Annotated in this window: 9 protein-coding genes and 1 pseudogene; 9 read left to right on the top strand and 1 reads right to left on the bottom strand. The window is 64.2% G+C overall.

Features of this window, described 5'->3' with window-relative positions; translation table 11 throughout:
• Position 1 precedes the first annotated feature (1 nt).
• The 8 genes from carB to MO486_RS03660 all read left to right on the top strand — a co-directional run bounded on the left by carB (position 2) and on the right by MO486_RS03660 (position 12,558).
• Positions 2-3,256 (top strand): carbamoyl-phosphate synthase large subunit, encoded by a 3,255-nt coding sequence (gene carB, locus MO486_RS03695; RefSeq protein WP_242904680.1) that lies wholly within the window; start codon positions 2-4, stop codon positions 3,254-3,256.
• A gap of 83 nt (positions 3,257-3,339) precedes the next feature.
• Positions 3,340-3,816, top strand: a complete 477-nt coding sequence (gene greA, locus MO486_RS03690; RefSeq protein ID WP_242904679.1) for a transcription elongation factor GreA — start codon at positions 3,340-3,342, stop codon at positions 3,814-3,816.
• Positions 3,816-4,757 (top strand): phosphoglycerate mutase, encoded by a 942-nt coding sequence (locus MO486_RS03685; protein ID WP_242904678.1) that lies wholly within the window; start codon positions 3,816-3,818, stop codon positions 4,755-4,757. The genes greA and MO486_RS03685 overlap by 1 nt, the downstream gene beginning before the upstream one ends.
• Positions 4,754-6,484, top strand: coding sequence for a single-stranded-DNA-specific exonuclease RecJ (gene recJ / locus MO486_RS03680; RefSeq protein ID WP_242904677.1), 1,731 nt, complete (start codon positions 4,754-4,756; stop codon positions 6,482-6,484). The genes MO486_RS03685 and recJ overlap by 4 nt, the downstream gene beginning before the upstream one ends.
• A 51-nt stretch (positions 6,485-6,535) precedes the next feature.
• A protein-coding gene (gene prfB / locus MO486_RS03675; RefSeq protein ID WP_242904676.1) for a peptide chain release factor 2 occupies positions 6,536-7,664 on the top strand; the annotation gives its coding sequence in 2 pieces (ribosomal slippage) (positions 6,536-6,610 and positions 6,612-7,664; 1,128 coding nt in all).
• Between the two features lie 95 nt (positions 7,665-7,759).
• Complete coding sequence (lysS, locus tag MO486_RS03670; protein WP_242904675.1) at positions 7,760-9,277, top strand: lysine--tRNA ligase; 1,518 nt, start codon at positions 7,760-7,762, stop codon at positions 9,275-9,277.
• Between the two features lie 75 nt (positions 9,278-9,352).
• Positions 9,353-10,429, top strand: a complete 1,077-nt coding sequence (locus tag MO486_RS03665) for a two-component system response regulator (RefSeq protein ID WP_255745772.1) — start codon at positions 9,353-9,355, stop codon at positions 10,427-10,429.
• Positions 10,429-12,558, top strand: coding sequence for an ATP-binding protein (locus tag MO486_RS03660; protein ID WP_242904673.1), 2,130 nt, complete (start codon positions 10,429-10,431; stop codon positions 12,556-12,558). Before MO486_RS03665 ends, MO486_RS03660 begins: the two co-directional genes overlap by 1 nt.
• 22 nt (positions 12,559-12,580) lie before the next feature.
• Here MO486_RS03660 and MO486_RS03655 read toward each other — a convergent pair whose 3' ends face one another.
• The gene (locus tag MO486_RS03655) at positions 12,581-13,492 is read right to left on the bottom strand and encodes a crotonase/enoyl-CoA hydratase family protein (RefSeq protein WP_242904671.1); all 912 of its coding nucleotides are present in this window, start codon (positions 13,490-13,492) and stop codon (positions 12,581-12,583) included.
• 251 nt (positions 13,493-13,743) lie between these two features.
• On the opposite strand from MO486_RS03655, the pseudogene MO486_RS03650 reads away from it, so the two are divergent.
• Positions 13,744-14,091 (top strand): annotated as a pseudogene (locus MO486_RS03650) (two-component system response regulator); the annotation flags it as partial.
• Positions 14,092-14,282: the final 191 nt, after the last annotated feature.

Below are 14,282 nucleotides of genomic sequence, written 5' to 3'. Positions count from 1 at the left end.
CATGCCAAAGCGCACCGACCTCAAGACCATCCTGATCATCGGCGCCGGCCCGATCGTGATCGGCCAAGCCTGCGAGTTCGACTATTCCGGCGCGCAAGCCTGCAAGGCGCTGCGCGACGAGGGTTACCGCGTGGTGCTGGTCAACAGCAATCCCGCGACGATCATGACCGACCCGGAGATGGCCGATGCCGTCTACATCGAGCCGATCAACTGGCAGATGGTCGAGAAGATCATCGCCAAGGAAAGGCCCGACGCGCTCCTGCCGACGATGGGCGGACAGACCGCGCTCAACTGCGCGCTCGATCTCGCCGACCATGGTGTGCTCGAAAAGTACAACGTCGAATTGATCGGTGCCTCGCGCGAAGCCATCCGTATGGCCGAAGACCGCGAGTTGTTCCGCGTGGCGATGGCGGAGATCGGGCTGGAATGCCCGAAGGCCGAGGTCGCCAGGACGTTCGAACAGGCGATCGAGATCCAGACCAAGGTCGGCTATCCGACCATCATCCGCCCGTCGTTCACGCTCGGCGGCAGTGGTGGCGGTATCGCCTACAACAAGGAAGAGTTCGAGGACATCGTCAAGCGCGGCCTCGAGTTGTCGCCGGTCGGCGAAGTGCTGGTCGAAGAATCCGTGCTCGGCTGGAAGGAATTTGAGATGGAAGTCGTCCGCGACACCGCGGACAACTGCATCATCGTCTGCTCGATCGAGAACTTCGACGCAATGGGCGTGCATACGGGCGACTCGATCACCGTCGCACCGGCGCAGACGCTCACCGACAAGGAATACCAGCGCCTGCGCGACGCTTCGATCGCCGTGCTGCGCAAGATCGGTGTCGACACCGGCGGGTCCAACGTGCAGTTCGGCATCAATGCGCAGAATGGCCGTGTCGTCGTGATCGAAATGAATCCGCGCGTGTCGCGTTCGTCGGCGCTGGCGTCGAAAGCCACTGGTTTCCCGATCGCCAAGGTCGCGGCCAAGCTCGCCGTCGGCTACACGCTGGACGAACTGCGCAACGAGATCACCGGCGGCGCGACGCCGGCGTCGTTCGAACCGACCATCGACTACGTCGTCACCAAAATTCCGCGCTTCGCCTTTGAGAAATTCCCCCAGGCCGACGCACGCCTGACGACGCAGATGAAGTCGGTGGGCGAGGTGATGGCGATGGGCCGCACGTTCCAGGAATCGCTGCAGAAGGCGCTGCGCGGACTGGAAACCGGCAAGGTCGGCCTCGATCCGACCGGCCTGGACCTCGGCAACGAAGACGATATCGCCAAGCTCAAGCGCGAACTCAAGGAACCGGGTCCGGAGCGCATGTTCCACATCGGCGACGCGTTCCGTGCCGGCATGAGCGTGGAAGACGTGCATGCGCTGTCCTTCGTCGACCCCTGGTTCCTCGATCAGATCGAAGAACTGATCGCGACCGAGCGCGAAGTCGCTGCCGGCGGGCTTGCTGCGCTGGACAAACGCCGCATGCGCGCGCTTAAGCGCATGGGGTTCTCCGATGCGCGCCTGGCCCAGATCGTCGGTACCGACGAGACCGCGCTGCGCACCCTGCGTCGCACGCTGGGCGTGCGCCCGGTCTACAAACGCGTCGATTCCTGTGCGGCCGAATTTGCGACGAGCACGGCGTACCTGTATTCGACCTACGAGGACGAGTGCGAGGCAAAGCCGAGCAATCGCGACAAGATCATCGTGCTCGGCGGCGGCCCAAACCGCATCGGGCAGGGCATCGAGTTCGATTACTGCTGCGTGCACGCCGCCCTCGCGCTGCGCGAGGATGGGTTCGAGACCATCATGGTCAACTGCAATCCGGAAACCGTGTCGACCGACTACGACACCTCCGATCGCCTGTACTTCGAGCCACTGACGCTGGAAGACGTGCTCGAGATCGTCGATCTGGAGAAGCCCAAGGGCGTGATCGTGCAGTACGGCGGGCAGACGCCGCTGAAGCTGGCGCAGGCGCTTGAGGACAACGGCGTGCCAATCATCGGCACGTCCCCGGATTCGATCGATCTGGCCGAAGATCGCGAGCGTTTTCAGCAGTTGGTGGAAAAACTTGGCCTGGCACAGCCGCCCAATCGCACCGCGCGTAACGCCGAGCAGGCAATCGCGCTGGCAAATGAGATCGGCTATCCATTGGTCGTTCGGCCGAGCTATGTGCTCGGTGGTCGTGCGATGGAGATCGTGTATTCCGACGTCGACCTGTCGCGCTACATCCGCGACGCGGTGAAGGTGTCGAATGACTCACCGGTGCTGCTTGATCGCTTCCTCGACAACGCGGTCGAGGTCGATGTGGACATCATTGCGGACAAGGAAGGCAACGTACTGATCGGCGGCGTGATGGAGCACATCGAGGAGGCCGGCGTGCATTCCGGCGACTCCTCGTGTTCGCTGCCGCCGTACTCGCTGTCGGCCAAGACCCAGGCGCGGTTGCGCGAACAGGTCGTTGCGCTGGCGAAGGCGTTGAACGTGGTCGGCCTGATGAACACCCAGTTCGCGATCCAGACCAACGACGACGGCGACGACATCATCTACCTGCTGGAAGTGAACCCGCGCGCCTCGCGCACGGTGCCGTTCGTGTCCAAGGCCACCGGCATGCCGCTGGCGAAGATCGCAGCACGCTGCATGGCGGGCAAGACGCTGGCCGAGCAGGGGGCGACCAAGGAAATCATTCCGGACTATTACTCGGTGAAGGAAGCGATCTTCCCGTTCGCCAAGTTCCAGGGCGTCGATCCGATCCTCGGGCCGGAGATGCGCTCGACCGGCGAGGTGATGGGCGTTGGCCGCAACTTCCCCGCCGCGTTCGCGCGTGCGCAGGAAGCCGGTGGCATCAAGGCGTTGCCGCCGACCGGCAAGGCCTTTATCTCCGTGCGCGACCCCGACAAACAGCGCGTGCTGTCCGTGGCGCAGGAATTGATCCGTCGCGGCTACAAGCTCGTCGCCACCGGGGGCACCGCTGCGTTCCTGCGCGAGCAGGGCGTGGAATGCGAGCAGATCAACAAGGTCACCGAAGGCCGACCGCACATCGTCGACCTGATCAAGAACGGCGAAATCGTCTACATCGTCAATACGACCGAAGGCCGGCAGGCGATCGCCGACTCGTTCTCGATCCGCCGCGAAGCGCTCCAGCAACGGGTGACGTACTCGACCACGGTCGCCGGTGCGCGCGCGTTGGTGAATTCGCTCGACCACCGTGGCACCGGGCCGGTATGGTCCCTGCAGGAACTGCATGCCGAGGTCAACGGCGCGACGGCATGAGTCGCGCCGAGCGGTCCGCTCCGGCACAATCGGTCATCAGAATTGATTAGTAGTCGGCCACGTGCCGACGCGAGGAACAAGCAATGAGAGCACCGCTTACGGTGAAAGGCGCACAGCGTTTGCGCGCCGAGTTGGAAGAACTGAAGTCGGTCAAGCGCCCCGCGGTGATCGCCGCAATCGCCGAGGCGCGTGCGCATGGCGATCTCAAGGAAAATGCCGAATATCACGCGGCGCGCGAGCAGCAGGGCTTCATCGAAGGCCGCATCAAGCAGCTCGAAGCCGAGCTGTCGCATGCCCAGGTCATCGATATCGCTGCGCTAAATGCCGGCTCGCGTGTCGTGTTCGGCGCTACCGTCGAATTGGCTGACGCGGATAGCGGCGAAGAAAAGAAGTATCAGATCGTCGGCGACCTCGAAGCCGACATCAAACAAGGGCTGATCGCGATCTCCTCACCGGTCGCGCGGGCATTGATCGGCAAGCACGAAGGTGACGTCATCACCATCGACGCGCCTGCTGGACAACGCGAATACGAAATCGTCGGCGTTCGCTACGAAGGCTGATGGCAACGGCCACGCTGCTGCTGCCACCTCGCGTCCGCCTCGCCGGACAACCGCTCCCTGAACCAGTCGCGCGCGCCCTTGGCCGCGCCGATCGCGCGCCCGTGGGCGAAGCCGGCGTCCGCCCGCAACTGCTGCGACACTTCACGCTCCTGCCGCGCAGTTGGCCGATGGCCGCCTTGACCCGTCAGCAGGATGTCGGTGACGCGACGCCTTCGGCATGGTTGCGCGCCGATCCGGCCTATGTGCGTCCCGACATCAACGGCGCGCGATTGCTCGCCTACGGCGACGCGCTGCAACTGACGCAGGCGGATGCCGATGCCCTGCTGCCGCCATTGCGGCCGTTGTTCGGCGATACCGGTTTCCCGATCGACGCGCCGACGCCATCGCGCTGGTATCTGCGCCTGCCGCGCGAAGCAAAGCTGCCGACGTTTATCGAGCCCGCCGAGGCACTCGGCGCCGACCTGTTCGAGCACCTGCCTGAAGGTCCCGATAGCCGGCGCTGGCGTGCTTTGTTGAGCGAAGCGCAGGTCGTGCTGCATAACCATCCGCACAACGCTGCGCGGATCGCCGCTGGCAAGCCGCCGGTCAATTCGCTGTGGTTCTGGGGTGGCGGCATCCTGCCGGACCACGTCACTACGACGCACGCACTGATCCAGTCCGACGACGCCACCGTGCTGGCCCTGGCTGCAGCCGCGAAAGTACCGACTGCTGCGTTGCCATCGCGCTATGCATTGACAACGGTGGATGCCTTGCTTGATCTCCGAGCTGCGCGCGACGTGCAGTTGTTGGCGAACGACTGGCTCTCACCGGCGATGGGTGCGGTGCGTCGTGGCGAACTCGAACGCCTGCAGTTGGATTGCGAAGACGGCAGCGGCTTCGTACTGGAACGCCGCCAGCATTGGCGTTTCTGGCGCAAGCCACTGGCCCGTTTCGACAAATGATCGCTGCAAGAACGATCCGCCGTCGCGACATCGGCGCCAACGGGAACTGGCCCGCGACAGTGCCGTCACTGCTGCAACGCATCTATGCAGCCCGCGGTGCGCTCAATCTCGAACAGGCACAGCCGCGGCTGGCGCAATTGTTGCCACCGGACACGTTGGGCGGACTCGAAGCGGCGACGCGCTTGCTCACAGCAGCGATCGCGCAGGATCGCCACATCGTCGTAGTGGGCGATTTCGACTGCGATGGCGCCACTGCCTGCGCGGTCGGCGTGCGTGGGCTGCGGATGCTCGGCGCGCGTCGGGTCTCGCACGCGGTGCCGAATCGCGTCATCCACGGTTACGGCTTGTCCCCGGGGTTGGTCGATGATCTCGCTGCCCTGCAGCCGCACCTGCTGGTCACCGTCGACCACGGCATTGCCTGTCACGCCGGGATCACCGCGGCCAAGGCGCGCGGCTGGCAGGTGCTAGTCACCGATCACCATTTGCCGGGCGCAACGCTGCCACCCGCGGATGCGATCGTCGACCCGAACCTGCCCGGCGATGCTTTCCCGAGCAAGATGCTGGCCGGTGTCGGCGTGATGTTCTACGTGCTGCTGGCGTTGCGGCGACACCTGCGCGACGGTGGTGCGTTCACGGATGGCGGGCCGGATCTGTCGACGCTGCTCGACCTGGTTGCCGTCGGCACGGTCGCCGATCTGGTGCCGCTCGACGCCAACAATCGCGCCCTGGTCGCCGCCGGCTTGCGTCGGCTACGTGCCGGGCAGGGCTGCGCTGGCCTGCGTGCATTGATCGAAGTCTCGGGTCGCGATCCGCGCACGCTGACCGCCACCGATATCGGCTTCGGCCTGGCACCGCGCATCAATGCCGCCGGCCGGCTCGAGGACATGGCGGTCGGTATCGAATGCCTGCTCAGCGACGACTTCACCCATGCCCGCGACATCGCCGCCACGCTCAACGAGATCAACAGCGAACGCCGCGCGGTGCAGCAGCAGATGACCGACGAGGCCGAGTTGGCGCTGGCAAGAGTCGCGCTCGACGGCAGCGCGCTGGCACCGGCCTTGTGCCTGTTCGATGCCGAATGGCACCCCGGCGTGGTCGGCCTGGTCGCCTCGAAGATCAAGGAACGCGTGCATCGTCCGGTCATTGCCTTCGCCCCGGCCGAACCGGGCAGCGAGCTGTTACGTGGCTCCGCGCGATCCATCCCCGGTCTGCATATCCGCGATGCGTTGGCAGCCGTGGATGCCGCGCACCCCGGACTGATCGGCAAATTCGGCGGGCATGCCATGGCCGCGGGACTGAGCCTGTCGTTGCCGGCGCTGCCGCAGTTCGAACTGGCGCTGCGTGAGCAAGTCGAACGCATGCTCGATCCGGCACTGCTGCAGGCCGAGATCGTCAGCGATGGCGAACTCGAGGGCGGCGAGTTCACCCGCATGAGCGCCGAGGCGTTGCGGGATGGCGGGCCATGGGGGCAGGGCTACCCGGAACCGTTGTTCGACGGCGAGTTCGAGGTGCTGAACTCGCGCGTCGTCGGTGAGCGCCACCTCAGGCTGGAACTTGCCCCTTTGCAGCCTCTGGATGGCGGACAGCGCCTCAACGCGATCGAGTTCGGCGGCTGGAATGGCGAAACGCCGCCAACCCGCATCCGCATCGCCTATCGGCTGGAGCCGGACGATTACCGCGGCGGCCAGGCCGTGCAATTGGTGATCGTCCATCGCGAGCCTGTGTAAGGCCGCCGGCACTGCTAGAATTCCCGGCCGTTTGCCAATGATTTCCGCAACATGATCGAGCTGAATCCCATCCGCCAGCGCATCGCCGACCTCACGGGCCGGCTGCATGCGCTGAGGGGGTATCTTTGACTACGACGCCAAGGTAGAGCGTCTGGAAGAAGTCAACCGGGAACTTGAGAATCCCGATATCTGGAACGACTCCGCACGCGCCCAGGCGCTAGGCCGCGAGCGTTCGCTGCTGGGCAAGACCGTCCACGGCATCCGCGAGCTGATGGAGGGCCTTGAAGGCTCCAATGAGCTGCTGGACCTGGTCGAGATGGAAGACGACCAGGACACCGCCAACGCGATCGTCGTCGACGTCGAGCGCTATGCCCGCGGCGTCGAGCAACTCGAATTCACCCGGATGTTCTCCGGCAAGATGGATTCGCATTCGGCCTTCGTCGACATCCAGGCCGGCGCCGGCGGCACCGAGGCGCAGGACTGGGCCGAGATGCTGCTGCGCATGTACCTGCGCTGGGCCGAGTCGCGCGGCTGGAAGACCGAACTGCTGGAAGTCAGCGGCGGCGACGTTGCCGGCATCAAGTCGGCGACGTTCCGGGTGGAAGGCGATTACGCCTACGGCTGGCTCAAGACCGAGATCGGCGTGCACCGGCTGGTGCGCAAGTCGCCGTTCGACTCCGACAACCGCCGGCATACGTCGTTTACTTCGGTGTTCGTGTCGCCGGAAGTCGACGACGACATCGATATCGATATCAATCCAGCCGATCTCAGGACCGATGTGTACCGATCCTCGGGCGCTGGTGGCCAGCACGTCAACAAGACCGAGTCGGCGGTGCGTATTACGCACATTCCCACCAACACGGTCGTCGCGTGCCAGACCGAACGTTCGCAGCATGCCAACCGCGACCGAGCGATGAAGATGCTGGCCGGCAAGCTGTACGAGCTCGAAGTGCAGAAGCGCAACGCCGAGAAGGATGCGCTGGAAGCGACCAAGTCCGACATCGGCTGGGGCAGCCAGATCCGCAACTATGTGCTCGACCAGTCGCGGATCAAGGATTTGCGCACCGGCATCGAGCGCACCGATACGCAGAAGGTGCTCGATGGCGACCTTGACGAGTTCATCGAGGCCAGCCTGAAATCGGGGCTCGAGGCAGGGTCGAAACGCAGCGATGCAGCGTAATCTCCGTCTGGGAGCGGCGTAAGTCGCGACTGGGGCCGACTAGCATCGCGGCTTACGCCGCTCCCACAAAAAGCCATCCACCCTTGCCAGCAGCCATGACCGACGAAACGACAACGCCGCACATCGACGAGAACCACCTGATCGCCGAGCGTCGCGCCAAACTCACGGCGCTGCGCGCGCAGGGCGTGGCGTTTCCGAACGATTTCCGTCGCGCCGATTACGCCGGTGACCTGCAGGCGCAGTACGCCGATGCCGAACGCTGGACCGGCGAAGCGCTGGAAGGCGAGGGCACGCGCGTAGCGCTGGCCGGGCGCCTGCTGGCGAAACGAGTCATGGGCAAGGCCGCCTTCGCACAGATCCAGGACGTGTCCGGCCGGATCCAGCTGTTCCTGCAATCGACCGTGCTCGGCGACAGCTACGACGCGTTCAAGGGGTGGGACGTCGGCGACATCATCGCTGCCGAAGGCACGCTGATGCGTACCAAGACCGGCGAGCTGTCGGTCAAGGCCGACGTGCTGCGGCTGCTGACCAAGTCGCTACGGCCACTGCCCGACAAGTGGCATGGTCTGAGCGATGTCGAACAACGCTATCGCCAGCGGTACGTCGATCTGATCGTGACGCCGGAAGCGCGCGACGTTTTCGTCAAGCGCTCGCAAGTCATCGCCGCAATCCGGCGCTGGCTCGATGCGCGTCGCTTCCTCGAAGTCGAGACCCCGATGATGCATTACATCGTCGGCGGCGCGACCGCGAAGCCGTTCGTCACCCACCACAACGCGCTCGATCTCGACCTGTACCTGCGGGTGGCGCCGGAGTTGTATCTCAAGCGCCTGGTAGTCGGCGGCTTCGAGCGGGTGTACGAGATCAATCGCAATTTCCGCAACGAAGGCGTCAGTACCCGCCACAACCCCGAGTTCACCATGCTCGAGTTGTACGAGGCCTATGCCACTTACGACGAAGTCATGGACCTGACCGAGGCCATGATCCGCGACGTCGCGATCGAGGCTATCGGTACGACGGCGCTGCAGTGGGAAGGCAATGCGATCGATGTCGGACCGAAGTTCCGCCGCTGGAAACTCGAAGAGGCGGTCCGCGAGTTGAACCCCAACATCAGCGCCGCCGACTGCCGCGACCGCGACGCGCTCGTACGCCACTGCGAGCGCCTCGGCATCCACGTCAAAGCCCAGCATGGGTGGGGCAAGCTGCTGCTGGAGATTTTCGAGAAGACGGTCGAGGCCGGCCTGGTCCAGCCGACCTTCATCACCCACTATCCCGTGGAAGTCAGCCCACTGGCGCGTGAATCGGACAGCGAGCCCGGCATCACCGACCGCTTCGAACTGTTCGTCGGGGGCAAGGAACTGGCCAACGGGTTCTCGGAATTGAACGACCCCGAGGACCAGGCCGCACGCTTCCGCGCCCAGGTCGACGCGAAGGAGGGGGGCGACGACGAGGCCATGCATTACGACGCCGACTACATCCGTGCCCTCGAAGTCGGCCTGCCGCCGACCGGTGGCCTCGGCGTCGGCATCGACCGCTTGGTCATGCTGCTTACCGACTCGGCCTCGATCCGTGACGTGCTGCTGTTCCCGTACATGCGACCGGAAACGCACGGCTAACCGGTCCACCGGGCAAAAATAACCGCGGCGGAGTATGCTCGGCCCGTCCGCCAGCCAAGGACGACGGCCAACTCTATGCGGGTTAATGATGTGAATGTCGTCATCGTCGACGATCAAACTTCGGCGCGCAGCATGTTGCGCCACATCCTCGAGGACATCGGTCCCGAGTTAGCCGTGCACGATTTCGGCGACCCGACCGTCGCGCTCGGCTGGTGCGAACAGAACCGTCCCGACCTGCTCCTGCTCGATTACCGCATGCCGGGAATGGACGGCCTTGAGTTCGCGCGGCGCTTCCGCCGGCCGCCAGTGCACCGCGATGTGCCGATCGTGCTGGTCACCGTGGTCGGCGACGAGCCGATACGTCAGGCTGCGCTGGACGCCGGCGTCATCGACTTCCTGGTCAAACCGGTCCGGCCACGCGAATTGCGTGCACGTTGCCGCAACCTGCTGCAGCTGCGCCAGCAATCGGAGAACGTGAAGCAACGGGCGTTGTCGTTGGAGCAACGACTGCTGTCGAGCATGAACGAGGTCGAGGAGCGCGAGCGCGAGACCCTGTCGCGGCTCGCACGCGCGATCGAATATCGCGATGCCGGCACCAGCGCCTACCTGGAGCGCATGTCCCATGTGGCGGGGTTGATCGCCGAAGGCCTTGGCATGTCCGAGGATGAAGCGCGTGTCATCGAGATGGCCGCACCGCTGCACGACATGGGCAAGATCGCGATCCCGGATGCGATCCTGATGAAGCCGGGTCCGCTCACCGAGAGCGAGATCATAGTGATGCGCAAGCATCCGCAGCTGGGGCACGAACTGCTCAGTGGCAGCCAGAACCGGTTCATCCAGACCGGCGCCATGATCGCGCTGCGCCATCACGAGCGCTACGACGGCAGTGGCTATCCAGACGGCCTGGCCGGCGACGCCATTCCACTGGAAGCGCGCATCGTGGCGGTCGCGGACGTGTTCGACGCACTGATCTCGCCACGCCCGTACAAGCAGCCGTGGAGTGTCGATTCCGCACTGGCTTATATCTACGCCCAGCGCGGACGCCTGTTCGATCCACGCTGCGCCGATGTACTCATACGCAACCGTGCCCGGCTGGAGGACATCTGCCAGCGCTACTCCGCGGTCAACCCGCGGCCGTGGTCGGAGCGCTGATGTCGGCGCTGCTGTCCAGGGTAAAGCGCCAGTTTGCTGGCCGACCGGACAGCGAGCATCAGCAGGCGCTGGTTCGCCTGGTCATGCTGGTGGTCGTGTTGATCTATGTGTTGCTGGTGGCCAACCTGCGTCCGGAAGTGGCGGAAGCTTCACAGCTGTCGCTGCGTTTCCTGGGGTTGGCGTTCGCGGTCAGCTTGATCATCATCGGCTGGATCACGGCGCGGCCGGCGGCCTCGCACCCGCGTCGTCTCCTAGGGATGTGCGTCGATTACAGCCTGATGGGCGTCGGCATGTACCTGCTGGGGCAGTTGCTGGCGCCGATGTACGTCATCATCCTCTGGGTCACGATCGGCAACGGCCTACGCTACGGGCCGCGTTATCTGTATCTGGCGATCGGTTTCGCCTGCACCACCTTCCTCACGGTGATCCTGACCACGCCGTACTGGCAGGCCAATCCCTGGATAGGTTGGGGCTTGCTGGTCGGATTGATCGCCGTGCCTTTGTACTTGAGTTCGTTGCTGAAGGCGCTGGTGCGGGCGACCGAAATGGCCAAGGCGGCGAGCGCGGCCAAGAGCCGCTTCGTGGCCAACATGAGCCACGAATTCCGCACCCCGCTTAACGGCATCGTTGGCATGGCGGAACTGCTGGCCACCTCGTCGCTGACGCCGGACCAGCGCGATAGCGCCGAAGTCATTCGCGCCTCGGCACGCTCGCTGCAAGCCCTGGTCGAGGATGTGCTCGACATCTCCGCGATCGAAGCCGGCAAGCTCAAGCGCAACGACACCGATTTCAGCCTGCGTGCGCTGATCGACAACATCAAGATGATGCTGCAACCGAGCGCGCACGCGAAGGGTCTGGCGTTCGACATCCTGCTGCCACCTGACGTGCCTGATGCACTGAATGGCGATAGCGGTCATCTGCAGCAGATCCTGGTCAATCTGTTGACGAACGCGATCAAATTCACCGAGACCGGCAAGGTCGAACTCGAGGTGTCGGTGCTCGAGCGCAGCTCGGAAGCGGGGCAGTTCTGCTTCTCGGTGCGCGATACCGGCATCGGCATCACGCCGGAGGCGCTGAAGCGCATCTTCCACGCCTTCGAACAGGCGGACAGCGGACGCGACCGCCGCTATGGCGGTACCGGCCTCGGCACTACCATCGCGCTGGCCCTGACCGAGATCCTCGGCGGTCACCTCAGTGTCGAAAGCGAGGAGGGCGTCGGCTCGCATTTCTGGATCGACGTGCCGTTCCGGCTGCAAGCCGCGAAGCCGGCCGCGACTGCCACCAGCAACGTCATCGCTTTCAGCGATCCGTTCGTGCGCCATCGCGCGCGGGTCCGGCCGCTACGTGTGCTGGTCGCCGACGATCAACCCGCGAATGTGATGGTGATGCAACGCCTGCTGGAGCGCGCCGGACATCGCCTGCAACTGGTCGAAGACGGCGAAGCGGTGCTGAACGCACTTGAGGCGCAGCAGTTCGATGTGGTGATCACCGACCTGCACATGCCCGGCCTCAGCGGCTTGGAAACGATCAAACAAGCCCGCTTCATGCAGGCCGGACACAAACGGACGCCGTTCATCGTGCTCACCGCCGATGCCACGCCGGAAGCACAAATGGAATGTGAGCGCGCCGGCGCTTACGCATTCCTGTCCAAGCCGATCGTTGTCGAAAAGCTGCTCGACAAGCTCGCCGAGATCGGCGACGGCATCGTCGCCAGGTCGGACGAGCAGGCTGCACCGCGACCCGTGGTTGTCAGCGATGGCGCGATCTCGCGGCAGATACTGGACGAGCTGCGGCAGATGGATCTGGGCGAAGCCTTCGTACAGCGTTTCCTGATCGAATGCGCACGCGATGCGCGCAAGGCCATCGACGAATTGGAGACGACTGGTACAGCGGCGCGCTGGGACGCCTACCGGGATGCCTGCCATGCGCTCAAGGGCGCGGCCGGGAACATGGGTGCAGTAGTGCTGGCCGAAAATGCGTCGGCCGCCATGCGGATGGGCAATATCCAGCTGCAGGGCGACTGGCGCGCGATATTGGCGCGACTGCGGCTACAGCTGGAACAAGCGCTGACTACACTGCGCCAGCGCGGCGACCTGCCGCGCGCCGAAGCCGACGGCGATCGCGGCTAACCCAAAAATCCGTTGCCCCGGTTCAGCTCGCTACGTTGATGCTGGCTTCCTCTGTCGTCGTTTCCGGACGCCGCAACTGTGCGCGCACCAGCCGTTCCATCATCCGCAGCTGCTTGTCCCCGAGTTGCAGCGCGGTGTCCACCCAGATTTCGGTGATGCGGGTCAGTTCGTCCAGGCTGAGCGGATGCACATGGTCGCGAACACGATGCAAGGCCAAGCGCGCGGCGGCGATGCGGCGGTTCTGTCGGATCAGCTCATGTACTGCGCGCACGCCTTCGCCCTTGGGCACCAGAACATCAACGATGCCCATGCGATGCAGCTCGTCGCTGCTATACATCACGCCGTTGAGCATCATCTCTTCGGCTAGCTTCGGGCTGACCCGGCGCGACAGCAGCGAATAGGCACCCATGCCCGGGAACAGGCCAAACAGTACCTCCGGGAAACCCATCTGCACGCCGCTTTCGGCAACGACGGTCTGGCAGGCAAGGGCGAGTTCAAGGCCGCCGCCGAGCGCGTCGCCTTCGATCAGGCCGATCGTGTGGGCGTTGGGATGCAGCCGGCTGTGCAGCAAATGCACGCTATCGACACATTCACGTGCATAACGCAGCAGGCCCCCGCGGTCACGCGTGCGGATCAGCTGCGCGAACAGATCGAGGTCGCCACCCAGGTTGAAGACGTGCGTGTCGGATGCAAGCACGATGTGTGCCAAGTGCGTTTCCGAGAGGGTGGATTGTTGCGCGATCGAATCGATGGTCTGTTGCGCGAACAGCCGCAACTCACGCAACAACTTCGGCGAGAAGCAGGCTCGATACGCCGGGTCGGCGAATGCCTGCTGCGCGTGCATGAAGCACCAGTGCGAATCGTTGTTGGGATCGTGCTGGATGCGGATGGTGGATAAAGTGGTATCGCGATGTAGTGGCTCGACGTTGCGCATGGGAGTTTTCCCCTGAATTGGGGCCGCCAACGATCGGGCTCGGAGGATGGCGGCCATTTGGAAGGCACAGCACGCCCGATTGCCGACCTCTATGCACCCTCCAAGGGTAAACCGCAAGTGAATTGTCAGGGCGGCCGGATAGGCGGATTGACTGGGCGGTCCGCCCGGAATGGCTCAGGGGCGGGGGGCGAGTCGGGTAGGTTCTTGCGCAGAGTCTTGCCGACGTTGCCCTTTGGGCTGCTCGGTGCGGAATTCGAAGAACTTGGGCAGCCGGAGACGCTGGCGTTATCGACTTTCCGGTCAAACCGGTACGGCCGCGCGAACTACACGCACTCCGCAACCTGCCATGAACGAGGCGAGGAACGCGAGCGTGAAACCCTGACACGTCTGGCACACGCGGCCGGTATCAGTGCTGCCTACCATGAGCGCATGTCACACGTCACCGGGCTGATCGCGGAACATCAGGCATATTCGAAGACGGGGTTTGGTTGATCGAATTGGCCGCGCTGTTGCATGACATCGGCAGATTGCGATCCGACACCGTGCCGTTGCTGAAGCCCGCGCCGCTGACAGAAGAAGAGACGGCGATCATCCGTCGCAGATCAGCCATGAGCTGTGGCAGCGCATAGAGCCTTTTGCAAACGAACGAGCGTTTGAAATTGAAAGGCAAGCGTGCGCGGGCTCACGACTCGGCACGATTATCCGAGCCGATGGCTGGCCCCGTTCAGCTGCCCGGCGTCGCGGCGTATCGTTCGGGGAAGGCGGCATACACTCTCCTTTGGAGATAGGG

The organism is Lysobacter sp. CFH 32150, assembly GCF_022758295.1.
In the GTDB taxonomy this organism is placed as follows: domain Bacteria; phylum Pseudomonadota; class Gammaproteobacteria; order Xanthomonadales; family Xanthomonadaceae; genus CFH-32150.
This window is presented reverse-complemented; position numbering and strand designations above follow the sequence as displayed.

Bases quoted from the DNA above. Each gene is read 5' to 3' on its own strand.
- recJ (WP_242904677.1), top strand. From the start codon at position 4,754: ATGATCGCTGCAAGAACGATCCGCCGTCGCGACATCGGCGCCAACGGG.
- MO486_RS03660 (WP_242904673.1), top strand. From the start codon at position 10,429: ATGTCGGCGCTGCTGTCCAGGGTAAAGCGCCAGTTTGCTGGCCGACCG.
- carB (WP_242904680.1), top strand. From the start codon at position 2: ATGCCAAAGCGCACCGACCTCAAGACCATCCTGATCATCGGCGCCGGC.
- MO486_RS03655 (WP_242904671.1), bottom strand. From the start codon at position 13,492: ATGCGCAACGTCGAGCCACTACATCGCGATACCACTTTATCCACCATC.
- greA (WP_242904679.1), top strand. From the start codon at position 3,340: ATGAGAGCACCGCTTACGGTGAAAGGCGCACAGCGTTTGCGCGCCGAG.
- MO486_RS03685 (WP_242904678.1), top strand. From the start codon at position 3,816: ATGGCAACGGCCACGCTGCTGCTGCCACCTCGCGTCCGCCTCGCCGGA.
- MO486_RS03665 (WP_255745772.1), top strand. From the start codon at position 9,353: ATGCGGGTTAATGATGTGAATGTCGTCATCGTCGACGATCAAACTTCG.
- lysS (WP_242904675.1), top strand. From the start codon at position 7,760: ATGACCGACGAAACGACAACGCCGCACATCGACGAGAACCACCTGATC.